Origin of the sequence: Chelatococcus caeni (assembly GCF_014196925.1) — a bacterium.
GTDB lineage: Bacteria > Pseudomonadota > Alphaproteobacteria > Rhizobiales > Beijerinckiaceae > Chelatococcus_A > Chelatococcus_A caeni.
Genome location: NZ_JACIEN010000002.1, coordinates 401241 through 426117, shown reverse-complemented (window position 1 = coordinate 426117; position 24877 = coordinate 401241). Strand labels below are relative to the sequence as shown.

Sequence of the window (24877 nt, the reverse complement as noted above, 5' to 3'; positions counted from 1 at the left end):
GTCGAAACGGACTCAACGTCACCGTCAGGCCGCCCCGGACCACAAGCGGCCCTCAACCGACCGTCAACCCAATCTTGGACACAAGAAAGCCGCCGGACAACGCCGGCGGCCTGAAATGCGTCCCGTGCGACCAGCGCGTCAGCGCGGCGCCATCACCATGATCATCTGGCGGCCTTCGAGCTGCGGCTCGCTCTCCACCTTGGCGATCTCGGCCATCTCTTCCTTGACGCGCAGGAGCAGCTTGTAGCCGAGGTCCTGGTGCGCCATCTCGCGGCCGCGGAAGCGCAGCGTCACCTTGACCTTGTCGCCCTCTTCGAAGAAGCGGCGCATGGCCTTCATCTTCACCTCGTAGTCATGGGTGTCGATGCCGGGCCGGAGCTTGATTTCCTTGACCTCGACGGTCTTCTGGCGCTTGCGCGCCTCGGCGGCCTTCTTCTGCTCGAGAAACTTGTAGCGCCCGTAGTCGAGCAGCTTGCAGACCGGCGGCGTCGAGTTCGGCGCGATCTCGACGAGATCGAGCCCCGCCTCCTCGGCGATCTTCAGCGCATCGAAGAACGACACGACGCCGCGGTTCTGCCCGGTCTCGTCGATGAGCTGGACCTCACGGACACCACGAATGTCCCGGTTGGCGCGCGGCCCCTCCTTCTGGGGCATCGCCATTGCTCTCATAGGCCTGCGAATGGTTCGTAACTCCTCGTTCGGTGCCGGTGCGGATGCATCCTGCGGCCTCGGACAGCGCGATGTGGCCCGACCCCTTCGGACCGATCCGCCGATGCCAAGCCGCGACGCTGCCGCGCCGGTACGCTCGTTCTGGCTGAAACGCCGACATTCTGCACAAAGGCAGGAAAAGTCAACAGATCAAGCACGCCGCCGCGGGGCGCGCGCCTCGATCAATGCGGCGTAGACGTCGAGCGTGTCGGAGACCATGCGCTCGAGCGAGAACATGTCCTCCACATGCGCCCGGGCCCTGAGGCGCAGCGCCTCCGCCTGCGTCGCGCCGAGCGACAGCACCTCGCCGAGGGCGGCGGCCAGCGCCGGCGCATCGCCCGCCGGCACGTGCCAGCCCGTGCGCGCTCCGGCGTCGACCTGCGGCGGCGCCAGCACCGTCTCCGGCACCGCGCCGAGGTCGCTCGTCACCACGGGCGTGCCCATGGCCTGCGCCTCCACGGCCACCCGGCCGAAGGCCTCCGGCTCCGTCGAGGGCACGGCGACGACGGAGGCGGCCAGCATGGCCGCCGGCATGTCGGCGCAATGGCCGACGCGGCGCACGATGCCCTGAATCCCGCGCTCGGCGATGAGGCCGTCGATCTCCCGCACATAGCCGTCGCGTCCCTGCGCGTCGCCGGCGAAGACGAAGACGACGTCGCGCAGGCCGCCATCGGCGAGACGGCGCGCCGCCTCGACGAGCACGCGGTGCCCCTTCCAGCCCGTCAGGCGCGCGGCGAGCAGCACGATGCGCTCGTGCGGCTCCACCTTCCATTGCCGGCGCAGCGCATCGACCCGGGCCGGCGAGACGGCCGAGGGCGAGAAGACGGAGAGATCCGTGCCGCGGTGGATCACCCTCATCCGGTCGCGGGCGAAGGGATGCATCGCGGAGATGAGCTCGGCCGTGTAGCGCGAATTGGCGATGACGACATCGCCGCGCGCCATCACCGAATTATAGGTGACCTTCACCTTGGAGCTGCCGGAATAGCTGCCGTGATAGGTGGTGACGAAGGGCAGGCCGAGCGCCCGCGCCGCCGTCAGCGCCACCCAGGCCGGGGCGCGCGAGCGCGCATGCACCACGTCCACCCCCTCGTCGAGGCAGATCCGCATCAGCTTGCGGGCATTGACCAGCATGGCGAGCGGGTTCTTGCTCGCCGCCGGAAAGGGGATCCACACACCGCCCTTGGCCTGCAGCTCGCCGACGAGCCGGCCGCCGGCGGTTGCCACCAGCGCCCGCGCGCCGACGGCGGCGAGGCCGGCCGCGACATCGACCGCCGTGCGCTCCGCCCCCCCGATCTCGAGCTCGGGAACGATCTGCAGCACCGTGCGACCCGTCAGCGGGTGCTCGGTCGAAGTGGGGAAAGGTGCCGGCATGCCGGGTCGCGTCAAAACTGCCACCGGTGTATGAGGCCTCCGAAACGCTGAACTTGAGAACAGCCCCTCCGGAGTGTTTAGGATGAGCGCGCCCGAACCGCAATTTCTGAAACGTCAGGAAAATGGGGACGAGTACCGCCTCGCGCTGCGCAAGCGTGAAGGCGCGGCCCCCGCCGTCGTCTGGCTCGGCGGCTTCCGCTCCGACATGCTGGCGACCAAGGCCTCGGCGCTCGACGACTGGGCGGCCCGCACCGGCCATGCCTTCGTGCGCTTCGACTATGCCGGCCATGGCGAATCGGAGGGTGATTTCGAGAGAAGCTGCATCTCCACCTGGCTCGCCGACAGCCTCGTCGTGATCGAGGCCGAGGCCGGCGAAGCGCCGATCCTCGTCGGCTCTTCCATGGGCGGTTGGCTGGCGCTGCTCGCCACGCGCGTCCTGCGCGCGAAGAACTCGCCCGCCGCACCCGGCGGCCTCGTGCTGATCGCTCCGGCGGTCGATTTCACCGAGCGGCTGATGTGGGACGAGATGCCGGAGGCGGTGCGGGACGAGATCATGCGCGAGGGCCGCTACCTGCAGCCCTCGCAATATTCACCCGAGCCCTATGCCATCACGCGCCGCCTCATCGAGGACGGGCGCAACCACCTGATGCTCGGCAGCGCCATCGCCACCGGCTGTCCGGTCCACATCCTGCAGGGCATGCAGGACCCGGACGTGCCGTGGCAGCACGCGATGGAGCTCGTCGAGCATCTGCCGGGGGACGAGGCCGTCGTCACGCTGGTGAAGGACGGCGACCACCGCCTGTCGCGGCCGCAGGATCTCGACCTGCTCGTCGCCGCGGTGGAAGGCCTCGCTGCCCAGAAGGTCAGTGGACGCTGACCGTCTCGAGGTCGTTCTCCCAGGCGTTGGCGATGGCGGCATCCTTCGAATCGGTCAGAAGGATGGGCGTGCCGTCGGCCGCCAGCAGGGCGAAGAGGTCGAGACCCGGCTGGATGTCCGGCGCCTGGGGAAAGAGCTCGCGCACCTGCTCGGAGCGGATCGGCCGCACATAGGCGACCTTGCCGCCGCCGGCCTCGGCCAGCGCCGCGACGTCATGGACGTCGCCATGGAATTCGAAAGCGTCGTTGTCGTTCATCGCACCCTCCTCATGAAGCGGTGTCGGTGGTCGGCCGCGGCTCATCCGCGCGCCTGGATGTCGATCTTGCGGATGATCCGCTCCGGTTCCGGCCTTGCGAGATCGACGGACAGAAGGCCGTTCGAGAGGTCTGCACTGAGCACCTCCATTCCATCAGCCAGCAGAAAGGTTCGCTGGAACTGCCGCGCGGCGATGCCGCGATGCAGGAAGTGACGCGTCTTGTCGTCGCTCTGCCGCCCGCGGATGACCAGCTGGTTCTCCTCGACCGTGATCTCGAGCTGGTCGCGGGTGAAACCGGCGACGGCAAGCGTGATTCGCAGCCTGTCCGGCTCACTGTCCGTGCGCGGCAGCCGCTCGATGTTGTACGGCGGATAGCCGTCCGACGTCGCCTTGGCGACACGGTCGAGCGCTCGCTCGATCTCGTCGAAGCCGAGCAGGAACGGTGAGGACAGGGACGGTACACGCGACATTGCGAAGCCCTCTCAGGCACTTCGGAACCTTGGACCCGCCTGCGGCGGCATCCTCGTTGCCAAGCATATGGCGCTGCCCCGCCAACCGGTCAAGGGCGGCGCTGGCGCGTCGCGGCCGTGGCCGCGCGGCTGGGAGGCGGCACCGGCCGGACCCGACGGGAAAGCGGAGGAAGGGTCTGCGGATCGGGCGCCGATGCAGGCCGGAAGCGCCGGCCTTCGAGGCGGCCCATCGCGAGGAGGCGATATCCTCCCGCCAACCGGGCACGTCAGAAATCTACGATGCTTGGAGGGTTTGGTGGAGCCAGGCGGAATCGAACCGCCGACCTCTTGAATGCCATTCAAGCGCTCTCCCAACTGAGCTATGGCCCCATCCGAACCGGTGCGGCTTGGGTTCCGCACGGGGCCGCCGCGAGGGCGACGGCCGGGTCTATATCCTCAACGCGTCGTCGTATCAAGCCTCTTCATCGTCGTCGATGTCGCCGTCGATGAGATCGCTCACGTCGTCGTCCGAGGTTTCGTCTTCTTCCAGGAAAGTGTCGTCGTCGTCAATATCATCTTCGATATCGACGTCGTCATCCACAGCCCCTTCCTTGGCCTTCTCGCCGGCGGCGACCTCGTCGAGGGAGACGATTTCCGCACCCGTCTCGAGCTCGGGCTCCTCGCCCTCCTCGGCCCGCGCCACCTCGGCGCGGCCGCGCAGGGTCTGGGCGACAAAGACCGTGCTGCACTTCGGGCAGACGATCGGATCCTTGTTGAGGTCGTAGAACTTGGCGCCGCAGCTCAGGCATTGGCGCTTCGTGCCGAGTTCCGGTTTCGCCACGGTGATGCTCTCTTCCGGGGTTGAAGTCGAGCGCTCCCGTTAGTCATGTGTCCGCCGCCTGTCAAACCCTAATCGCAGTTTTTTTCGCCGGCCGGCCCGGCGATTTCATCCGGCGGCGAAATGCGCTAGGGAGCGGATGCCTGCCCTTTCAACCGGAACCGAGCGCCCGTGTCTTCCCATTCCGCAACACCGCAACCGCTCACCGCCCGCCGCGGGGCCAGCCTCACCGGCCGCCTGCGCGTCCCCGGCGACAAGTCCATCTCCCACCGCTCGCTGATCTTCGGCCTCCTGAGCGCCGGCGAGACGGCCATCAGCGGGCTTCTCGAGGGCGAGGACGTGCTGCGCACGGCGGATGCCGCCCGCGCGCTCGGCGCGGATGTCGAGCGTCTCGGCGAAGGGCGCTGGCGCGTGCGGGGCGTCGGCATCGGCGGGCTCGCGAGCCCGGCCGGCGTGCTCGACTTCGGCAATGCCGGCACCGGCTCGCGCCTGATGATGGGCGTCGTCGGCGGCCATCCGATCACCGCGACCTTCGACGGCGACGCCTCCCTGCGCAAGCGGCCCATGCGCCGCATCCTCGACCCGCTCGTGAAGATGGGCGCGCGCGTCGTCTCCGAGGCCGAGGGCGGCCGCTGCCCCATCACGCTCGAGGGCGCGCGCGAGGCCGTGCCGATCGTCTACGAGACGCCGGTCGCCTCGGCGCAGATCAAGTCGGCCGTGCTGCTCGCCGGCCTCAACGCGCCCGGCCGCACCACCGTCGTCGAGAACGAGGCCTCGCGCGATCACACCGAGCGCATGCTGCGCCACTTCGGCGCCGAGGTGAGCGTCGAGCCGCACGGCAGCCACGGCCGGCGCATCACCCTCGTCGGCCAGCCGGAGCTGACCGCCAGGCCCGTCGTCGTGCCGGCCGATCCTTCCTCCGCCGCCTTCCCGCTGGTCGCCGCGCTCATCGTGCCGGGCTCCGACATCGTCCTCGAAGGCGTCATGATGAACCCGCTGCGCACGGGCCTCATCACCACGCTCATGGAGATGGGCGCAGACATCGCCGTGCTCGACCGGCGCGAGGAGGGCGGCGAGGACGTGGCGGACCTGCGCGTGCGCGCCGGCACGCTGAAGGGTGTCGACGTGCCGGCCGAGCGCGCGCCGTCGATGATCGACGAATATCCCATCCTCGCCGTCGCCGCCGCCTTCGCCGAGGGCGAGACGGTGATGCGCGGCCTGCACGAGCTGCGCGTCAAGGAATCGGACCGGCTCGAGGCCGTGCTGGCCGGCCTCCTCGCGGCCGGGGTCGATGCCGAGATCGCCGGCGACGACCTCATCGTGCGCGGCGGGCGCGTTGCGGGCGGCGGCACGGCCGCGACGCACCTCGACCATCGCATCGCCATGTCCTTCCTGGTGCTGGGCCTCGCCAGCGAAAAGCCGATGCAGGTGGACGACGGCACGATGATCGCGACGAGCTTCCCGACCTTCGTGCCGCTGATGCACGGCCTCGGCGCCGACATCGGCTGACGGGCGGGGATGGCCATGATCATCGCCATCGACGGCCCCGCCGCCTCCGGCAAGGGCACGCTCGGGCGCCGGCTCGCCGCTCACTTCGGCCTGCCGCATCTCGACACGGGCCTGCTCTACCGGGCCGTGGCCCACCGCCTCCTCGCCGCGGGCGAAGCCCTCGACGACGTCACGGCGGCGACGGCGGCGGCCCGGGAGCTCGACCTCGAGCGCCTCGACGAGAGCGCTCTTCGCGGCCGCGCGATGGGCGAGGCGGCCTCCATCGTCGCCGCCATGCCGAGCGTGCGCGAGGCGCTCATTGCCCTGCAGCGCACCTTCGCCGGCCAGCCCGGCGGGGCGGTGCTCGACGGGCGCGACATCGGCACGGTGATCTGCCCCGGAGCCGACGTGAAGCTCTTCGTCACGGCGAGCGCCGAGGAGCGGGCCCGCCGCCGCTGGCGCGAGCTCGTCGCGCGCGGCGAGCCGGCCGACGAGGCCGCGATCCTCGAGGACATCCACCGCCGCGACCGGCGCGACGCCGAGCGCCCCACCGCCCCGCTCGCCGCGGCCACCGATGCGCATCAGCTCGACACCACCCGGCTCGATGCCGACGGCGCTTTTGCGGCGGCGCTCGGCATCGTCTCGACCGTGATGGCCTCGCGCACGAAATCGTGAGCCCGCGCAGACGAGCCGTTCCATCGTTTCGCCGGGAGTGGCACACTTGATGGTCCCCCTCGCCTACCGGGAGAGAGGAGACGCGAGATGGGCCATCCGGCAATTGGGACGCTGCCGTGGGGATCGTTCGCCGGGGCAGCACTCGCCTGCCTCATGATGCTGCCGGCAGGAGCGCTCGCGCAGGCAGGGCCGCAGGAGGTCGATGTCGCGCTCGTCATCGCCGTCGACATCTCTTATTCCATGGACGAGGACGAGCAGCGCCTGCAGCGCAAGGGCTATGTCGAGGCGCTGCGCTCGACGCCCGTGCTCGACGCCATCGCGCGCGGCCCCGTCGGCCGCATCGCCGCCACCTATGTCGAATGGGCGGGTTCGAACTCCCAGGACATCATCGTTCCCTGGCAGGTCATCGAGGGGCCCGAGAGCGCCGATGCCTTCGTCGAGCGCATCGCCGCCGCGCCCATCCGGCGCGCCTACCGCACCTCGATTTCCGGCGCCATCGATTTCTCCGCCAACCTGTTCGGCGGCAGCGGCTTCACGGCCATGCGGCAGGTCATCGACATCTCCGGCGACGGGCCGAACAACCAGGGTCGGCCGGTCACCGATGCCCGGGACGAGGCCGTCGCCCGCAACATCACGATCAACGGCCTGCCGCTGCTCTACAAGCGCTCGAGCTACATGGATATCGCCGATCTCGACATCTACTACCGTGACTGCGTCATCGGCGGCCTCGGCGCCTTCGTGGTGCCCGTGCGCGAGCTCGAGCAGTTCCCGGACACCATCCGCAAGAAGCTCGTCATGGAGATCGCCGGCATCGGCGAGCCCACGCCGCAGGTCGAGCGCACGGCCGCGGAAAAGAAGGCCTCCTGCCTCGTCGGCGAATGGCGCTGGAACGAACGCATGGGGAACTGAGGCATCGGGCAGGGAGCCCTCAGCTCCGCCGGCTGAGCCAGCGGAAGCCGATGAGCGTCCCTGCCGTCGCCGCGACGCACAGCGCCAGCGCCCACCAGGTGCCGCCCCGCGTCTCGAGGAACGGCAGGTCGGCCGTGTTCATGCCGAAGATGCCGGCGACGAAGGCCGGCGGCAGGAAGAAGGTCGTGATCAGCGACAGCACGTAGAGATTGCGGTTCGCCGCCACCGCGAGGCGCGCCGAGATCTCGTCCTGCAGCAGGCGCGCCCGTTCCTGCGCCGCCGCCACGTCGTGGGCCGCAGCGTCGATGCGCTCGATGAGCGGACCGCACAGGGCGACGAGCCCGAGCGGCAGGCCGCGCCCGCCCTCGTGCGAGAGCCGCTGGAACAGCGCCCGCAGCCCCGTCAGCCGGCGGTGGCAGGCGGAGAGCTCCCGCCGCAGCGGCCCGAGCGCCCGCATCTCCTCGTCGACGTGGTCGGCGAGCACCCGGTCCTCGACGCGGTCGACGGCATCGGCGAGGCGGTCGCCGGCATCCTCCAGGTGCCCCAGCACGCGGCCGACGATGGTTGCGAGAAGATCGCCGACCGCCGGGCACGGATGGCCGTGCGACACGCGCTCGTGCGCCTCGGCCACGGCGCAAAGCTTGTTGCGGCGGCCGCTGATCAGCAGGCGTTCGCCCACGATGCAGCGCAACTGGCCGAGATCGTCGCTGCGATGGTCGAATTCGAGGATGTTGTCGCTCACCACGATGCCGACGAAGGCACCGATGGCGAGCACGCGCTGGTGGTCCTCGGCGTCGAGCATCAGCCGCCTGAGCGGTTCGGGCACGGCGGACAGGCCGGCGAGCCACTGGCGGGCACGCACGTCGACGAGATCGATGTGCAGCCAGAGGAAGCCTTCCGCAGGCAGCGCCATCGCCGCCGCCGCGTGCTCATCCACGGGGCGGGCGTTTCCCTCCGCGTCGAAGACGTGGCCCCAGACGAGGCCGGGAAAGGCGGGAAAGACGTGGCGCGGCAGCGCGACGGTCAAGGCATGCACCCCGAAGAGCGGAACGGCCTTCACCCATGGCGTGCGCCCGTGACACTTGCGTGACAGCCGGGAAGAAGGACGGGCACGGCGGCGGAAAAGGCCGATTGCGCGAAGGCCGCAGCTTTCCTAAGACCATTGCAGCGCCGCGAAAGCGGGCCTTTTTCCGGCCTCCAGCGAAAGCCGCCATGACTGAGACGACCGAGACACCCGCCGCCCCGCTCACCATCGCGCTCGTCGCCCACGACGCGAAGAAGGCGGAGATGGCCGCCTTCGCCGAGGCGCACCGCAACGAGCTCGCGGGCACGAAGCTCTATGCCACCGGCACGACCGGCGCGCGCGTCATGGAGCGCTGCCCGGAGCTCAGCGTGACGCGGCTGAAGAGCGGCCCCCTCGGCGGCGACCAGCAGATCGGCGCCCTGATCGCCGAGGGGCGCATCGACATGCTGATCTTCTTCGTCGATCCCCTGTCGCCACATCCGCACGATGTCGACGTGAAGGCCCTGATGCGCCTCGCCCTCGTCTACGACATCCCGATGGCCCTCAACCCCGCCACCGCCGCCCTGCTCCTGCCCGTCACGGCGCCGGCCTGACGGCTCACAGGCTGCAGTCGCTAGGTGCCGCGGGGCTTGGCGCGCGTCGTCGGCGCGGCGCTGACCGGATCCTCCGGCCAGGGGTGCTTGGGGTAGCGGCCGCGCAGATCGGCGCGCACGCCGGCCCAAGAGCCGCGCCAGAAGCCCGGCAGGTCGCGCGTGATCTGGATCGGCCGGTGGGCCGGCGACAGGAGCTCGAGGATGAGCGGCACGCGCCCGCCGGCGAGCGTCGGATGCCGGTCGAGCCCGAACAGCTCCTGCACCCGAAGCGCGATGGACGGTCCCTCCTCCCCGCCGTAGTCGACCGGGATGCGCGAGCCCGTGGGCGCCTCGAAATGGGTCGGCGCCTCGGCATCGAGCCGGCGCATCAGCTCCCAGGGCACGAGGCTGCGCAGCGCCGCGTCGAGATGGCCGGCGTCGATCCCGGCAAGGCCGGTCACGCCGACGATGTGGGGGGCGAGCCAGTCCTCGACGTTTCGCGCCAGGGCCTCGTCCGTGAGATCGGGCCAGGGCTCGCCCTCGGCCCGGCGCAGGAAGGCGACCCGCCCGCGCAGCTGCTGCTGGCCCTTCGTCCAGGGCAGGCCATCGATGCCGACGGCCGCGACGCCACGCGCCAGTACCGCGGCGGAGACCTCGTCCGGCGGCACGGCGAGCGGCTGCTGCGCGAGGACGAGGGCGCCGAGACGGCGCAGCTTGCGGGCGCGCAGGGCCCGGGCCGCCCGGTCGAACACCACCTCTTCCACATCCTCGATGTGATGGCCGGCGACGGCCTCGATGCCGGTCGGCGTGATCGGCGCGGCGAGCACGATGCGGGCGCACGCGCCGCCGCCGGCGATCTCGGCGACGGCAAGGAAGGGTTCGCGCGCCAGCCGATCGGCAGGTTCGACGAAGGCGCCGCGTCCGTTGGCGAGGAGGAACTCGCCCGCCTTGCCGCGCGCGCGGGCGATGCGGTCAGGATAGGCGAGCGCGACGAGGGCGCCGGGCTCGTCCTCCGCCACCTCCGCCGGCAGCCCCGCAGCAGCGGCCTGCCGCGCCCAGCCCGCCGCCGCGCGGCGCATGTCGGACGCCCGGCGCGAGCGGTCGGCCCGGAAACGCTCCAGCCGCTCGACGAGATCCGTGCCGCTGCCGCCGAGCCCGCGCTCCACGAGGACGGCGGCGATCTCCGCCGCCGTGCCGGCCGCGGCGCCTGCGGCGAGGACCATGCGCGCGAGGCGCGGCGGCAGCGGCAGGTCGTGCAGGTGCCGGCCCGTCGGCGTGAGCCGGCCGCCGCCGTCGAGCGCGTCGATCTCGACGAGGAGGCGCCGCGCCTCGGCGAGCGCGGCCGAAGGCGGCGGGTCGATGAGGCGCAGCCGCGTCGGGTCGCTGAGGCCCCAGGCCGCGCAGTCGAGCAGCAGCGGCGCAAGATCCGCGGTCAGGATCTCGGGCCTCGCGAAAGGCTCGAGCGCGCCGTTGCCCGCCTCCTCCCATAGCCGGTAGCAGACGCCCGGCTCCGTCCTGCCGGCGCGGCCGCGCCGCTGGTCGGCGGAGGCGCGCGACACGCGCACCGTCTCAAGCCGCGTCAGGCCGATGTCGGGCTCGTAGCGCGGCACGCGCGCGAGGCCCGAATCGATGACGACCCGGACACCGGCGATCGTCAGCGAGGTCTCGGCGATGGACGTGGCCAGCACCACCTTGCGCCGTCCGGCCGGCGCGGGGGCGATGGCCCGGTCCTGCTCGGCACGCTCCAGGGTGCCGTAGAGGGCCGCGACGTCGACCCGGGGGTCCCGGATGCGCGCGTCGAGCATCTCCGCCACGCGGCGGATCTCGCCCTGCCCGGGCAGGAAGACGAGGAGCGAGCCGGCCTCCGCGCCAAGCGCCGCGACCACCGCGTCGGCCACCTCGTCCTCGATGCGCCGGCCCGGCGTGCGGCCGAGATAGCGCGTCTCGACCGGAAAGGCCCGGCCCTCGCTCTCGATCACCGGCGCATCCCCGAGAAGCGCCGCGACCCGCGCGCCGTCGAGCGTCGCCGACATGACGAGGAGCCTTAAGTCCTCGCGCAGGCCTTCCTGCGCCTCGATGGCGAGGGCGAGGCCGAGATCGGCATCGAGCGAGCGCTCGTGGAACTCGTCGAACAGGACCGCCGATACGCCCTCGAGCGCCGGATCGTCGAGGATCATGCGCGTGAACACGCCTTCGGTGACCACCTCGATGCGCGTCTTGCGCGAAACGCGCGTCTCGAGGCGGACCCGAAGGCCGACCGTCTCGCCGACCGATTCGCCCAGCGTGTCCGCCATGCGGGCGGCCGCCGCGCGCGCCGCGAGACGCCGTGGCTCGAGCACGATGATGCGCCCCCCGCACCAGGCCTCGTCGCGCAGGACGAGCGGCACGCGCGTCGTCTTGCCGGCGCCGGGCGGCGCCACGAGGACGGCGGCGCTGCGGGCCGCGAGCGCGGCGCACAGGGCCGGCAACGCGGCATCGACGGGCAGAGGCTCGGTGAAAGGCGGGTGCGTCATGCCGCCCTTGATGGCGAAGAAGAATGCGCCCCGCAAGCGAAGTCGAACGGTCCGGCCGCGGATCGCCACGGAAGATGACGCGGGAACGTGAACGACGGGAGCGGCGGGGCAGGGCTTTGTTTACGCTCCGGGCGTAGTCTCGCTGCCCAGCCGCCATCAAAGCGACGACTGGAATGCCCTCGTTCAACTACTTTCTTCCGTTCGTCGAGAGCGCATCGTTTCTCGTCCTCTCCGCCGTGCTGCTCGCGGTCCTCGCGCCGTCGCTCGCGCGATGGCCGCTCGTCTGGCAGGTGGCCGTCGGCGTCGTCTTCGGCTTCGTCGCGCTGGTCAGCATGCACCGCCCGGTGATGCCGGCGCCGGGCCTGTTCTTCGATGCCCGCAACGTGATGGTGATGCTGGCCGGCCCGGTCGGCGGCATCGTCAGTGCGGTGATCACCGCCGGCATCGCCATGGCGGTGCGGTGGGAGGCGGCGGGGACCGGCCTTGCCGCAGGGCTCATCGGCATCGGCCTCAGCGCCCTGGCCGGCTCGGCCTACCACCTCTTCCTGCGTCGCAGGCAGCGCGGGCTCGACCGGCGCGACCTCCACGTCCTCGGGGCCATGGCCGGCATCCTGCCGCTGTTCAGCCTCGCCGCCCTGCCGACCTGGGAGGCGGCCGCCGATGCCCTCAAGACCATTGCCGCTCCGCATATCGTCGTGAACTGGCTCGGCATCGAGTTCGCCGGGCTGCTCCTGCTGTGGGACCGGGAGCGGCGCTCGGCCGTCCTTGCCCTCGACGAGACCGCGCTGCTGCGGCGGGGCATCGTCGACAATGCGCCGGGCGTGCTGTTCCAGCGCGTGCTGCATCCGGACGGCCGCATTTCCTTCCCCTTCGTCTCCAAGGGTGCCATCGAGATCTTCGGCATCGAGGCGGCCGAGATCATGAAGAGCGCGGACAACGTCCACCGCCTCGTCCACCCGGAGGATCTCCCGTCCTATCGCGAGGCGCTCGACCTCTCCGCCCGCGACGGCGTGCCGTGCAACGTGCAGATCCGCGTCATCCGGCCCGATGACGGCCGCACCGTCTGGCTGCGCACCCAGGCGACGCCGCGCACCGGCAACAGGGGCGAGATCATCTGGGACGGCTTCGTCATCGACGTGACCGACCGCATCACCGCCGAGGAACTGAAGGCCGAGAACGAGCGCTCGCGCCAGCGTACGCTGCGCGAGCTCGCCGACCGCTTCGAGCACGGCGTGGGGCAGGCGCTGCGCCAGCTCTCGCGCGCCGCCGACGACATGCGGGCGGCCGCCGGCAATCTCGCCACCACGGCGCAGGGCACCAGCCGCAAGGCCACCGAGGTCGCCGCCGACGCGGAGGCGACCTCCGCCCACGTGCGCACCGTGGCCGGCGCGGCCGAGCAGATCCACGCCTCCATCGACGAGCTCACCCGTCAGTCCATGGTCACGGTGGACAAGGCACGCGAGACCTCCGAACACGTCGCGATGACCCGCGCCGACGTCGACGGCCTCGTCGATGCGGTGCAGAAGATCGGCACCATCGTCGAGTTCATCGAGGACATCGCCAACCAGACCAACCTCCTCGCCCTCAACGCCACCATCGAGGCCGCACGCGCCGGCGCCGCCGGCCGGGGCTTTGCGGTCGTGGCGGGAGAGGTCAAGAGCCTCGCCGTGCAGACGAGCAAGGCGACCGCCGAGATCGCCGCCAATATCGAGACCATCCGCAGCGCTTCCGTGGCAGCCGTGCGGGCCGTCGCCTCCATGGACGGCACGGTGGCCGACATCGGCCAGGCCGTTTCCATCGTCGCCGACGTCGCCAAGGCCCAGTCCCGCGCCGCCGAGGAGATCGCCGTCAGCGCCCGCCAGGCCGCCACGAGCACCCAGGCGGTCTCGGGCAATATCGGCGACGTGCGGCTCGACGCCCAGAGCGCCGGCGTCGCCGCCGAGCAGGTGCTGCAGGCGGCGACGGAACTCGACGAGCAGGCGCTCGCCCTCAACGAGGCCGTCGACGCCTTCGTGCGCCAGGTCCGCTCCGCTTAGCGCCAATTCCGCTCCGCCCTGGCGTCACGTCCCTGTCGCTCTTCGCCTCGACAAATTATTTGACTCAGTCAAATAACAGCGGGATGCTGCCGCCATTCGGGAGGATCGAACCCATGGCAACCGCAGCGCTGCGCCAAGACGAAACGGGCGTCGACACGGGCAACACAGTCGAGGATCGCATCGCGGCAGTGCGGCGCTTCAATCGCTTCTACACGCGCGAGATCGGCTTCCTGCACGAGCATCTGCACGACAGCGGCTTCGTGCTCAGCGAGGCGCGCGTGCTCTACGAACTCGCCCATTGCGGGGAGACGACGGCCACGGAGCTGCGCCGCGAGACCGGGCTCGACGCCGGCTATCTCAGCCGCCTGCTGCGCCGCTTCGAGGACAAGGGCCTGCTCGCGCGCCGCCCCTCGCCGGAGGACGGCCGCCAGTCCCTCCTGTCGCTGACGCCGGAGGGGCAGAAGACCTTCGCCCGTCTCGATGCCGCGGCCCGCCGCGAGGTCGGGGCCCTCGTCGCGCCGCTGCCGGAGGACGCGCAGGAGAAACTCGTTGCAGCCATGGCCGCGCTCGAAGGTGTCCTGGGAACCGGCCGCCTCGACCCAGCGCGCCTTGTCCTCAGGCGCCACCGCCCGGGCGACCTCGGCTGGATCGTCGCCCGCCACGGCGCGCTCTACGCCGAGGAATACGGCTGGGACGCAAGCTTCGAGGGGCTCGCCGCCAAGGTCGTCGGCGAGATCGCCGAAAATTTCGATCCCGTGCGCGAGCGCATCTGGATCGCCGAGCACGACGGCGTCAGGCTCGGCTCCATCTGCCTCGTGCGCCAGTCGGACGAGGTGGCGAAGCTGCGGCTGCTCCTCGTCGAGCCGGCGGCGCGCGGCCTCGGCCTCGGCCGGCGGCTCGTGGCGGAATGCATCGCCTTCGCCCGCGCGGCGGGCTATGCCCGCATCACGCTCTGGACCAACGACGTCCTGACCACGGCCCGCGCCATCTATGCCAAGGCCGGCTTCCGCCTCGTCGCCTCCGAGCCGCACCGGAGCTTCGGGCAGGACCTCGTCGGCGAGACCTGGGAACTCGACCTGTAGGCCGGCCGCGCCCCTCAGCCGCCGACGTTGAAGGCCGCGAGCGCCGCCATGTTGACGATGTCGGTGTCCTTGGCGCCGAGCGGCACGATCTGCACCGGCTTGTCGAGCCCGACGATGAGCGGGCCGATGACCGTGGAGCCGCCGAGCTCCTGCAGCATCTTCGTCGAGATCGAGGCCGAGTGGAACGCCGGCATGACGAGCACGTTCGCCGGCCCGGACAGGCGGCAGAACGGATAGACGCTCATCACGTCGCGGTTGAGCGCGACATCCGCCGCCATCTCGCCGTCGTACTCGAAGTCGCAGCGCCGCCCGTCGAGGATGCGCACCGCCTCCTGCACGCGCTCGGAGCGCTCGCCCGTCGGATGGCCGAAGGTGGAGAAGGCGAGCATGGCGACCCGCGGCTCGTAGCCGAGGCGGCGGGCGACGCCCGCGGCCTCCACCGCGATCTCCGCGAGATCCTTCGCGCCCGGCATCTCCGTGATGGCCGTGTCGGCGACGAGGACGGTGCGCCCGCGCGCCAGCACGATGGAGACGCCGATGACCCGGTGGCCCGGCTTCACGTCGATGACGCGGCGCACGTCCTCGAGCGCGATCGAATAGTTGCGCGTCGTGCCCGTCACCATCGCGTCGGCGTCGCCGAGCGCAACCATGGCGGCCGCGAAGTGGTTGCGGTCCTGGTTGATGAGGCGCTGGCAGTCGCGGAAGAGATAGCCCTTGCGCTGCAGCCGGTCGTAGAGGAACTGCGCATAGGTGGCATTGCGGTGCGACAGGCGGGCGTTGTGCACCTCGATGCCGTCCTTGGCCTCGAGGTCGATGCCTGCGAGCCGCGCCGTCTCGTAGACGCGCTCCTCGCGCCCGACGAGGATGGCCGTGCCGAGCCCCTGGTTGACGAAGGAGACGGCGGCGCGGATGACCTGCTCCTCCTCGCCCTCGGCGAAGACGACGCGCTTCGGGAAGCGCCTGACGCGCTCGAAGATGCGGTTGAGCGTGCCGGCCACCGGATCGCGCCGGGCCGAGAGCTGCGCCTTGTAGCCGCGCATGTCGACGATCGGCCGCTGCGCCACGCCCGTATCCATCGCCGCCCGGGCGACGGCGGAAGGCACCACGTGGATGAGGCGCGGATCGAACGGCACGGGAATGATGTAGTCGCGCCCGAAGCGCGGACGCGCGCCCTGGTAGGCGGCCGCCACCTCGTCCGGCACGTCCTCGCGCGCAAGGTCGGCGAGCGCCTGGGCCGCGGCGATCTTCATCTCCATGTTGATGGTCGTCGCCTGCACGTCGAGCGCGCCGCGGAAGATATAGGGAAAGCCGAGGACGTTGTTGACCTGGTTGGGATAGTCCGAGCGGCCCGTCGCCATGATGGCGTCGTCGCGGATGGCCGCGACCTCCTCCGGCAGGATCTCTGGGTCCGGGTTCGCCATGGCGAAGATGATGGGGTTCGGCGCCATGGAGGCGATCATCTCCGCCGTCAGCGCCCCCTTGGCGGAAAGGCCGAAGACGACGTCGGCGCCGTCGAGCGCGTCGGCGAGGCTGCGCGCCTTCGTCTCGGCGGCATGGGCCGACTTCCACTGGTTCATGCCCTCCTGGCGGCCCTTGTAGACGACGCCCTTGGTGTCGCACAGGATGACGTTGTTGGGCGCGAAGCCCATGGCCTTGATGAGCTCCGCGCAGGCGATGCCGGCGGAGCCGGCGCCGTTGATCACGAGCCGCGTCGATTTCACGTCCCGGCCGGTCAGGTGCAGCGCGTTGATGAGCCCCGCGGCGGCGATGATGGCCGTGCCGTGCTGGTCGTCGTGGAAGACCGGGATGTCCATCAGTTCGCGCAGGCGCTCCTCGATGATGAAGCAGTCCGGCGCCTTGATGTCCTCGAGGTTGATGCCGCCGAAGGAGGGTCCGAGATAGCGCACCGCGTTGATGAAGGCGTCCGGGTCCTCGGTGTCGACCTCGAGGTCGATCGAATCGACGTCGGCGAAGCGCTTGAAGAGGACCGACTTGCCTTCCATCACCGGCTTGGAGGCGAGCGCCCCGAGGTTGCCGAGGCCGAGGATGGCGGTGCCGTTGGAGATGACGGCGACGAGGTTGCCCTTGGTCGTATAGTCGTAGGCGACGCTCGGGTCCTCGTGGATCGCCTTCACCGGCACGGCGACGCCCGGCGAATAGGCGAGCGAGAGGTCCCGCTGGGTCGCCATGGGCTTGGTGGGCACCACCTCGAGCTTGCCGGGCCGCCCCTGCGAATGGAATTGCAGGGCTTCCTGGTCGGTGAAGGTCGGGCGGGAGCGGCGCTTGGCAGTGTCCATCGTTTTCTTGTCTCGGGCGTTTCCTGTCGGGGCGAGACCTTACGGCAGTCGCGCGATGCCCCTCAAGCGAAGTTCTCCACGATTTCTGCAAAACATCCATGCAACGGTGGATGAAACACCCGTGCGGCTCTGCTAGCGTCCCCGCCCATGAGCCGGGAAGTCAGCGCCGCGACGGATGATCTGGAGCAGACGGGCGGCAGCGCCGCCGCGCCTGCCGCCACGCGCGAGGCTGCGCGCTCCGAGGCCGAGCCCCAGCGCATGACGCCGATGATGGCGCAGTATGTGGAGATCAAGGCCGCGCATGCGGACTGCCTCCTCTTCTACCGCATGGGCGATTTCTACGAGCTCTTCTTCGAGGATGCCGAGATCGCCTCGCGCACCCTCGGGATCGTCCTGACGAAGCGCGGCAAGCACCTCGGCGAGGACATCCCCATGTGCGGCGTGCCGGTGGAGCGCGCCGAGGACTACCTGCAGCGCCTCATCGCCGCCGGCCACCGCGTCGCCGTCTGCGAGCAGACGGAGGACCCCGCCGAGGCGAGGAAGCGCGGCGGCAAGTCCGTCGTGCAGCGCGGCGTCGTGCGCCTCGTCACGCCCGGCACCATCACCGAGGACAGCCTGCTCGACCCGGCGCGGGCCAACCTCCTCGTCGCCCTCGCCCGCCGCCGCACCGGCGAGGACAGCTACGCCTACGGCCTCGCCGCCATCGACATCTCCACCGGCCGCTTCACCGTGACGGAGACCGCCGCCGCCGGGCTGTCGGCCGAGATCGCGCGGCTCGACCCGCGCGAGATCGTGGTGCCGGACACGATCTACGACGAGCCGACGCTGCGTGACCTGTGGCGCGAGCAGCGCGCCGCCGTCACGCCCCTGGCGCGCGACGGGCTCGATCCGGCCTCCGCCGAGCGGCGGCTGAAGGATTTCTTCGGCGTCGCCAGCCTCGACGCCTTCGGCGCCTTCTCGCGCGCCGAGATCGCCGCGGCCGCCGCCGCCCTCGCCTATGTCGAGCGCACGCAGCTTGCCGCCCGCCCGCCCCTGTCGCCGCCACGCAGCGAGGATGTCTCCGGCACGCTCTCCATCGATGCGGCGACGCGCGCCAATCTCGAACTGATGCGCACCCTCTCGGGGGAGCGGAGCGGCAGCCTCGTTTCGACCATCGACCGCACGGTGACGCCGGGCGGCGGGCGCCTCCTCGCCGAGCGGCTCGCGAGCCCGCTGACGAGCGTCGCCGCGATCCGCGCCCGCCACGACGCCGTGGCCTTCCTCCTCGGCGAGCGGCCGCTGCGCGAGCGCCTGCGCCAGGCGCTCTCCGCGGTGCCAGACATCGCCCGTGCCCTGTCGCGCCTGACGCTCGGCCGCGGCGGCCCGCGCGACCTCGCCGCCGTGCGCGACGGGCTCGTGGCGGCGGAGGCGATCGCCTCCCTCCTCGCCAACGCCGCCCCGCCCGCGGAACTGGCGGCCGCCGCCGAAGCGATGCGCGGCGTCGCGCCGGGCCTCGCCGAAAACCTCTCCGCCGCCCTCGCCGACGAGCTGCCGCTCCTGAAGCGCGACGGCGGCTTCGTGCGCGAGGGCTATGACGGGACGCTCGACGAGGCGCGCGTGCTGCAGGTCGATTCGCGCCGCTTCATCGCCGCCCTGCAGGCCCGCTATGTCAACGAGACCGGCTGCCGGACGCTCAAGGTCAAGCACAACAACGTCATCGGCTATTTCGTCGAGGTGCCGCCGGCCGTCGGCGAGGACCTCGTCAAGCCGCCGCACAACGCCACTTTCGTGCACCGCCAGACCATGGCGGGGGCCATGCGCTTCTCCACGGTCGAGCTCGGCGAGCTCGAAGCCCGCATCGCCTCGGCGGCGGAACGCGCGCTCGGCATCGAGCTTGCCGTCTTCGAGCGGCTCGGCGATGCCGTCATCGCGGCGGGCGAAGCCATCAAGCGTGCTGCCGAGGCGCTCTCCATCGTCGATGTTACGGCGGCGCTCGCGCTTCTTGCCGACGACCTCGGCTGGACGCGCCCCACCGTCGACGACAGCCTCGCCTTCTCCATCGCCGCCGGGCGCCATCCGGTGGTCGAGGCGGCGCTCAAGCGCGCGGGCCAGACCTTCGTCGCCAACGACTGCGCGCTCTCGCCGCCCGAGGGCGAGAAGGCCGGGCGCATCACCCTGGTCACCGGCCCCAACATGGCCGGCAAGTCGACCTTCCTGCGCCAGAACGCGCTCATCGTCGTGCTCGCCCAGATGGGCGCCTTCGTGCCGGCGGCGCGGGCCCATATCGGCATCGTCGACAAGCTGTTCTCGCGCGTCGGCGCCGCCGACGACCTCGCCCGCGGGCGCTCGACCTTCATGGTCGAGATGATCGAGACCGCCGCCATCCTCAACCAGGCGGGCGAGCGCGCGCTCGTCATCCTCGACGAGATCGGCCGCGGCACGGCGACCTTCGATGGCCTGTCCATCGCCTGGGCGGCGATCGAGCACCTGCACGAGATCAACCGCTGCCGCTCGCTCTTCGCGACCCACTATCACGAGCTCACCGCGCTCGCCGAGCGCATGGCCCGCGTCGAGAACGCAACCGTCCGGGTGAGCGAGTGGAAGGGCGACGTCGTCTTCCTGCACGAGGTCATCCCCGGCGCGGCCGACCGTTCCTATGGGATCCAGGTGGCGAAGCTCGCCGGCCTGCCGCCCCCGGTCATCGCGCGCGCCCGCGCCATCCTCGACGAGCTGGAGAAGACCGAGCGCGAGAAGCCCGTCGCCACCCTCGTCGACGACCTGCCGCTCTTCGCCGCCGTGCCGGCACGCCCCGCCGCCGCCGCGGCGCAGAAGGACGAGCTCGGCGAAGCGCTCGACGGCGTCGATCCGGACGAGATGTCACCCCGCGAGGCGCTCGAGGCGCTCTATCGCCTTAAGGCGCTGCGGGCCGAACGCGACCGTCACTAGTCAGGCCGCCGCTGCGACCCGGCGCAACCGCCTCAGCCGCAGCGTGAAGAGCATGCCGTTCCAGGCAACGCAGATGGCGAGGCCGATCAGCAGCGCAGCGGTCGATCCGAGCGGCACGGCGGCAAGGTGCACCGCCGTCAGCGCGGCGGCGAAGCCGGCAAGTCCGTAGACGCTGCTCGCCGCGACGGCACCGGCCGCCGGCCCGCCGATGGCCCGGTGCGTGACGACGAGAATGCTCGAGATGACGATGGGGAAGAGGGCGAGAATGCCCGAGGCGACCGCCCCGATATGCCAGCTGACGACGCTGAGAACGCCCACGAGCGTCGCGACGGCGAGCGCGCGCAGCATCAGGTCGACCGGACGGGGACCATCCGAGGCCGGAATCACGACCCGCGAGAAGCGCCGTGCCAGCGGCACCCCCACGGCAAGGGCCGCGGCATTGACGAGCAGGCCGAACCACAGCGGCGGCGTCATCGTGCGGATGGCGAGGGCGGCGAGGAGCCACACGCCGATCGCCCCGGCGATGCTGCCGAGCCCGCCCGCGCCACGCCGGGCGAGCACCGCATAGGTCATGGCGAAGATCACCGTGACGACGTTGATGCTGACGCTGCCGACCGCGCTCTCGGCGATGAAGGCCGGGCCGTGGTCCATGGCGAGCACGACATAGGCCGGGCCGGCGGAGATCGGCAGCGTCGCGATCAGGCCGCCGACGAAGGGCCCCGCCTTCTGCGCCGCGAGCGAGCCGGAGACCACGATCGCGGCGACGAGCACCATCTTGACCGGCAGCGCCAGGAGCGCGGCATCGAATTCCATGTCCCGGACCTTCATCCCCGACGGCGCGCAGCAGCCGCCGGACAAGGGCATAGCGCGTTGGGGCGGGCGAAGCCCGCGACGTCTTTGCAACCCTGCCCTGCCGCCGCTGAAAGCGGATACCCGCCGCAATGGCGCCGGCTTTTGTTCTCTTCCTGTTCTTGAGCGGGACCGCGATCGCCGTTAAGGTGCGCCCGGGCCGGGGGATAGAGCATGGTGGCGAGGGTCGCGACGGTCGCGTTCGAGGGCATCGAGGCACGCGCGGTCGACGTGCAGGTGCAGATCGCGCCGGGCAATGTGGCCTTCACCATCGTCGGCCTGCCCGACAAGGCGGTGGCCGAAAGCCGCGAGCGCGTGCGCTCGGCCCTGATGGCGGCGGGGCTCGCTTTGCCGGCCAAGCGCATCACCGTCAACCTCGCCCCGGCCGACCTGCCCAAGGAGGGCTCGCACTACGACCTGCCCATCGCCCTCGCCGTGATGGCCGCCATCGGCGCGGTGCCTGCGGATGCCCTTGCCGGCTATACGGTGCTCGGCGAGCTCGCGCTCGATGCGTCCGTCACGGCCGTCGCCGGCGTGCTGCCGGCGGCCATCGCCGCCAATGCGCGCGGGCACGGCCTCATCTGCCCGGCCGCCTGCGGCCCCGAGGCGGCCTGGGCGAGCGGCGATCTCGACATCCTCGCCCCGCGCTCCCTCGTCCAGCTCGCCAATCATTTCAAGGGCACGCAGGTCATGGCCCGGCCCGAGCCCGCGGTGGCGCGCCCCGGCGCCGACCTGCCGAACCTGAGGGACATCAAGGGCCAGGAAAGCGCCAAGCGGGCGCTGGAGATCGCCGCCGCCGGCGGCCACAACCTGCTCATGAACGGCCCGCCCGGCGCCGGCAAGTCGATGCTGGCGCAGCGCCTGCCCTCCATCCTGCCGCCGCTCGCCCCGGCCGAGCTGCTCGAAGTCTCGATGATCCAGTCCGTCGCCGGCCTTCTCGCCGAGGGCGCCCTGACGGATCGCCGGCCCTTTCGCGCACCGCACCATTCCGCCTCCATGGCCGCGCTCGTCGGCGGCGGTCTGAGGGCGCGGCCCGGCGAGGTCTCGCTCGCCCACCATGGCGTGCTCTTCCTCGACGAATTGCCCGAGTTCCAGCCCCAGGTGCTCGACAGCCTGCGCCAGCCGCTGGAGAGCGGCGAGGTGCTGATCTCGCGCGCCAACCACCGCGTCAGCTATCCGGCCCGCTTCCAGCTCGTCGCCGCCATGAACCCCTGCCGCTGCGGCCGCGCCACGGAGCCTGGCTTCGCTTGCCGGCGCTCGCCCAACGAGCGCTGCATGGCGCAGTACCAGACGCGGCTGTCCGGCCCGCTGATCGACCGCATCGACCTCGTCATCGAGGTGCCGGCCGTCACGGCGGCGGATCTCATCCTGCCGCCGCCGGCCGAGGGTTCGGCGGAAGTGGCGCGGCGTGTCGCGCGCGCCCGTGCCGTGCAGAGCGCCCGCTATTCCGCGCTCGGCCTCGCCGAGGTCACCACCAATGCCCGCTGCCCCGTGCCGGTGCTCGAGGAGGTGGCGCGGCCGGACGATGCCGGCCTTGCCCTCATTCGCGAGGCGGCCGACGCCATGCGCCTCACCGCCCGCGGCTATCACCGGGTGCTGAAGGTGGCGCGCACCCTCGCCGATCTCGACGGCGAGGAACGGGTCGGGCGCCTGCATCTCGCCGAGGCCCTGTCCTACCGAACGGCGCTCGAGCGGCTCGCCGTGCCGGCCTGAACCGCTTAACGGGCGATTCAGCACGCCTGCCAACGCAATCTCAACGCCTCCATGGGAGTTTGCGCAGCAACGAAAAGCTGAGCTGATCCGCCCGATGGACCTTCTGACCACCTCTCATGACCTCGTGACTGGCGCCGCCGCGCTGATCGTGGTCGCGACCGTGGTGTGGCTCATCGCCCGGCGCCGCAGGACCCTTCTCGCCCAGATCGACCGGCTGGAAGCCGAGATCGAGACACTGCACGATTCGGTCTGGGAACTGTCCGAAAGTCGCGAGCACTACCGCAGCCTCGTCGAGGCGCAGGGCGACGTCATCGTCCGCCGCGCCCAGGACGGGCGCATCATCTACTGCAACGACGCCTTCGCGCGCCTCGCCGGCCGGTCGCGCGAGGAGCTCGTCGGCAGCCACTGGCAGCCGGTCGTGCGCGAGATCAGCGACGTGCGCCTGTCGACGACGGGCGCGCGCATCTTCGACGAGGCCATCGACTTCCGCAGCGGCATCGTCTGGATCTCGTGGATCGAGACCCTCGCCATCGGCGACAGCGGCGCCGAGCGCCAGCGCGTCGGCCGCGACGTGACGAGCCGCGTCGCCGCCGAGCACGACCTGCTCGACGCGCGCCACCGCGCCGAGGCGGCGAGCGAGGCCAAGTCCCGCTTCCTCGCCACCGTCAGCCACGAGGTGCGCACGCCGCTCAACGGCATCCTCGGCATGGCCGATCTCCTCGCCGACACGCGCCTCGATCCCGAACAGGCCACCTATGTGCGCGCCGTCAAGACCTCGGGCGAGGTGCTCCTGTCGCTCATCGACGACATCCTCGACTTCTCCAAGATCGAGGCCGGCAAGATCGCCCTCGTGCAGGAGCCGTTCGACCTGCGCAGCCTCGTCGAGAACGTCGTCGAGCTCCTGGCCCCGCGGGCGCAGGGCAAGGGCATCGAGATCGCGAGCTTCATCGCGCCCGACCTGCCGGCACTCGTCATGGGCGACCGCGACCGCCTGCGCCAGGTGCTGATGAACCTTGCCGGCAACGCAGTGAAGTTCACCGACCAGGGCGGCGTCGGCGTCAGCATCGAGGTTGAGGCCGACGGGCACATCGCCTTCAGCGTCGCCGACACCGGCCCCGGCATCCCCAAGAGCCGCCAGGATGCGGTCTTCCGCGAGTTCGAGCAGGTCGACGACACCGCGAGCCGCCGCCATGGCGGCACGGGGCTCGGCCTCGCCATCTGCCGCCATATCGTCGAGCGCATGGGCGGCACCATCACCGTCAAGAGCGAGGAGGGCCGCGGCGCCACCTTCCGCTTCGCCATCGCCCTCGCGAGCGTCGGCGGCGACAGCCGACCCGCGCTGCCTCCGCCGACGCAGGTCGACCTCTCCGGCAAGCGCGTGCTCATCATCGCCCATTCGCCCTTCGAGGCACCCTTCATCGCGCGCCGGCTCGCGGCGGCCGGGGCGGGCGCCGAGATTCGCGAAAGCGAAGAGGCCGCGAGCGCGGCGATGGCGGCGGGCGGCTACGACGTTGTCCTCACCGACTGCGCGCTCGGCGAGGAGGCGGCGCGGCGCCTCGCCACCCTCGCCCGGCGCTCCGGCGTGCGGCGCAGCCTCGTCCTCCTCTCGCCCTTCGAGCGGCGCGAGTTCGGCCCGCCGGCCGCCGCCGGCTTCGACGGCTATCTGGTAAAACCGGTGCGCGCCCTGTCCCTGATGCAGCAGATCGCGCACGAGCCCGCCGCGCTGCCGCCGCAGCAGACCCATTCGGCGCAGGCCCAGGCACTGCCCCGGGCGGGCGAGGGAGAGCCGCGCCGGCGACGCGTCCTCCTCGCCGAGGACAACGAGATCAACGCCCTGCTCGCCCTCAAGCTTCTCGAAGGGGCGGGGGCCGAGACGCTCTGGGTGCGCGACGGTGTCAAGGCCGTCGCTGCGATGCGGCGGGTGCTCGCCGGCCACGAGGAGCCCTTCGACCTCGTCCTGATGGACGCGCGAATGCCCGAGATGGACGGGCTCGAAGCGGTGCGCCGCATCCGCGCCGCGGAGGCCGCCCATCCCCGCCCGGTCCATGCGCGAATCGTCATGTTGACGGCTAACGCCTTCGCCGAGGACCGCGCCGCGGCCATGGCGGCGGGAGCGGACGGCTTTCTTGCCAAACCGTTTGAACGCCAGAAAATTCAAGAACTTGTCGAGGGCGCGGATGCCACCGGCGCGGCCCGGGCCTGAGCCTGTCGCCCCATCTCATCGTTGTCACAAAACTTTCCGAGGCTTATGGTTCCGTTAAGATATGCGGCGGAATGGCTGCGTCGGCAAACCGG

Annotated in this window: 19 protein-coding genes and 1 tRNA gene; 10 read left to right on the top strand and 10 right to left on the bottom strand. The window is 71.1% G+C overall.

The window, feature by feature from the left end; translation table 11 throughout:
* Positions 1 to 138 precede the first annotated feature (138 nt).
* Together infC and GGR16_RS10665 are read right to left on the bottom strand one after the other, a co-directional pair.
* Complete coding sequence (infC, locus tag GGR16_RS10670) at positions 139 to 660, bottom strand: translation initiation factor IF-3 (protein ID WP_019403886.1); 522 nt, start codon at positions 658 to 660, stop codon at positions 139 to 141.
* A gap of 198 nt (positions 661 to 858) precedes the next feature.
* Positions 859 to 2079, bottom strand: coding sequence for a glycosyltransferase family 4 protein (locus GGR16_RS10665; RefSeq protein WP_040405258.1), 1221 nt, complete (start codon positions 2077 to 2079; stop codon positions 859 to 861).
* A gap of 82 nt (positions 2080 to 2161) precedes the next feature.
* Here GGR16_RS10665 and GGR16_RS10660 point away from each other — a divergent pair, with 82 nt between their 5' ends.
* Positions 2162 to 2956, top strand: a complete 795-nt coding sequence (locus tag GGR16_RS10660; protein WP_183316590.1) for an alpha/beta hydrolase — start codon at positions 2162 to 2164, stop codon at positions 2954 to 2956.
* On the opposite strand, the gene GGR16_RS10655 is transcribed toward GGR16_RS10660, so the two are convergent.
* The 4 genes from GGR16_RS10655 to GGR16_RS10640 form a co-directional block, all read right to left on the bottom strand.
* On the bottom strand, positions 2943 to 3212 hold the full coding sequence (locus tag GGR16_RS10655) for a BQ00720 family protein (RefSeq protein ID WP_019403883.1): 270 nt from the start codon (positions 3210 to 3212) through the stop codon (positions 2943 to 2945). The genes GGR16_RS10660 and GGR16_RS10655 overlap by 14 nt on opposite strands.
* Before the next feature lie 41 nt (positions 3213 to 3253).
* On the bottom strand, positions 3254 to 3682 hold the full coding sequence (locus GGR16_RS10650; protein WP_026015432.1) for an Hsp20 family protein: 429 nt from the start codon (positions 3680 to 3682) through the stop codon (positions 3254 to 3256).
* A 293-nt stretch (positions 3683 to 3975) separates the two neighbouring features.
* Positions 3976 to 4051: transfer RNA gene (locus GGR16_RS10645), tRNA-Ala, on the bottom strand.
* An 82-nt stretch (positions 4052 to 4133) separates the two neighbouring features.
* On the bottom strand, positions 4134 to 4502 hold the full coding sequence (locus GGR16_RS10640; protein WP_183316589.1) for a TIGR02300 family protein: 369 nt from the start codon (positions 4500 to 4502) through the stop codon (positions 4134 to 4136).
* Positions 4503 to 4670: 168 nt separating this feature from the next.
* Here GGR16_RS10640 and aroA point away from each other — a divergent pair, with 168 nt between their 5' ends.
* The 3 genes from aroA to GGR16_RS10625 all read left to right on the top strand — a co-directional run bounded on the left by aroA (position 4671) and on the right by GGR16_RS10625 (position 7571).
* The gene (gene aroA / locus GGR16_RS10635; RefSeq protein ID WP_183316588.1) at positions 4671 to 6008 is read left to right on the top strand and encodes a 3-phosphoshikimate 1-carboxyvinyltransferase; all 1338 of its coding nucleotides are present in this window, start codon (positions 4671 to 4673) and stop codon (positions 6006 to 6008) included.
* A 15-nt stretch (positions 6009 to 6023) separates the two neighbouring features.
* Positions 6024 to 6662: a (d)CMP kinase gene (gene cmk, locus GGR16_RS10630; protein WP_183316587.1), complete on the top strand. Its 639-nt coding sequence runs from the start codon at positions 6024 to 6026 to the stop codon at positions 6660 to 6662.
* Positions 6663 to 6749: 87 nt separating this feature from the next.
* Positions 6750 to 7571: a DUF1194 domain-containing protein gene (locus tag GGR16_RS10625; protein WP_183316586.1), complete on the top strand. Its 822-nt coding sequence runs from the start codon at positions 6750 to 6752 to the stop codon at positions 7569 to 7571.
* Positions 7572 to 7590: 19 nt separating this feature from the next.
* Here GGR16_RS10625 and GGR16_RS10620 read toward each other — a convergent pair whose 3' ends face one another.
* Entirely contained in the window at positions 7591 to 8598 is a 1008-nt protein-coding gene (locus tag GGR16_RS10620) for a CorA family divalent cation transporter (protein WP_183316585.1), read from the bottom strand.
* 185 nt (positions 8599 to 8783) lie between these two features.
* On the opposite strand from GGR16_RS10620, the gene GGR16_RS10615 reads away from it, so the two are divergent.
* Positions 8784 to 9188 (top strand): methylglyoxal synthase, encoded by a 405-nt coding sequence (locus GGR16_RS10615; RefSeq protein WP_183316584.1) that lies wholly within the window; start codon positions 8784 to 8786, stop codon positions 9186 to 9188.
* A gap of 20 nt (positions 9189 to 9208) precedes the next feature.
* On the opposite strand, the gene hrpB is transcribed toward GGR16_RS10615, so the two are convergent.
* Complete coding sequence (hrpB, locus tag GGR16_RS10610) at positions 9209 to 11680, bottom strand: ATP-dependent helicase HrpB (RefSeq protein WP_183316583.1); 2472 nt, start codon at positions 11678 to 11680, stop codon at positions 9209 to 9211.
* Positions 11681 to 11853: 173 nt separating this feature from the next.
* Here hrpB and GGR16_RS10605 point away from each other — a divergent pair, with 173 nt between their 5' ends.
* Complete coding sequence (locus GGR16_RS10605; RefSeq protein WP_183316582.1) at positions 11854 to 13716, top strand: methyl-accepting chemotaxis protein; 1863 nt, start codon at positions 11854 to 11856, stop codon at positions 13714 to 13716.
* A 113-nt stretch (positions 13717 to 13829) separates the two neighbouring features.
* A complete protein-coding gene (locus tag GGR16_RS10600; RefSeq protein WP_053193438.1) occupies positions 13830 to 14798 on the top strand; it encodes a bifunctional helix-turn-helix transcriptional regulator/GNAT family N-acetyltransferase in 969 nt (322 codons plus the stop codon).
* 14 nt (positions 14799 to 14812) lie between these two features.
* Here GGR16_RS10600 and GGR16_RS10595 read toward each other — a convergent pair whose 3' ends face one another.
* Positions 14813 to 17095 (bottom strand): NADP-dependent malic enzyme, encoded by a 2283-nt coding sequence (locus GGR16_RS10595; RefSeq protein WP_019403873.1) that lies wholly within the window; start codon positions 17093 to 17095, stop codon positions 14813 to 14815.
* Positions 17096 to 17242: 147 nt separating this feature from the next.
* Here GGR16_RS10595 and mutS point away from each other — a divergent pair, with 147 nt between their 5' ends.
* Positions 17243 to 20020 carry a DNA mismatch repair protein MutS gene (gene mutS, locus GGR16_RS10590; RefSeq protein WP_183316581.1) on the top strand — a complete coding sequence of 926 codons (2778 nt, stop codon included), beginning with the start codon at positions 17243 to 17245 and terminating at the stop codon, positions 20018 to 20020.
* Here the strand turns inward: mutS and GGR16_RS10585 are convergent, their stop codons facing one another.
* Entirely contained in the window at positions 20021 to 20833 is an 813-nt protein-coding gene (locus GGR16_RS10585; protein WP_183316580.1) for a hypothetical protein, read from the bottom strand.
* A 210-nt stretch (positions 20834 to 21043) separates the two neighbouring features.
* Between GGR16_RS10585 and GGR16_RS10580 the strand changes: the two genes are divergently transcribed.
* Together GGR16_RS10580 and GGR16_RS10575 are read left to right on the top strand one after the other, a co-directional pair.
* Positions 21044 to 22582 (top strand): YifB family Mg chelatase-like AAA ATPase, encoded by a 1539-nt coding sequence (locus tag GGR16_RS10580; protein ID WP_183316579.1) that lies wholly within the window; start codon positions 21044 to 21046, stop codon positions 22580 to 22582.
* A gap of 94 nt (positions 22583 to 22676) precedes the next feature.
* Entirely contained in the window at positions 22677 to 24785 is a 2109-nt protein-coding gene (locus GGR16_RS10575) for an ATP-binding protein (RefSeq protein WP_183316578.1), read from the top strand.
* Positions 24786 to 24877 lie beyond the last annotated feature (92 nt).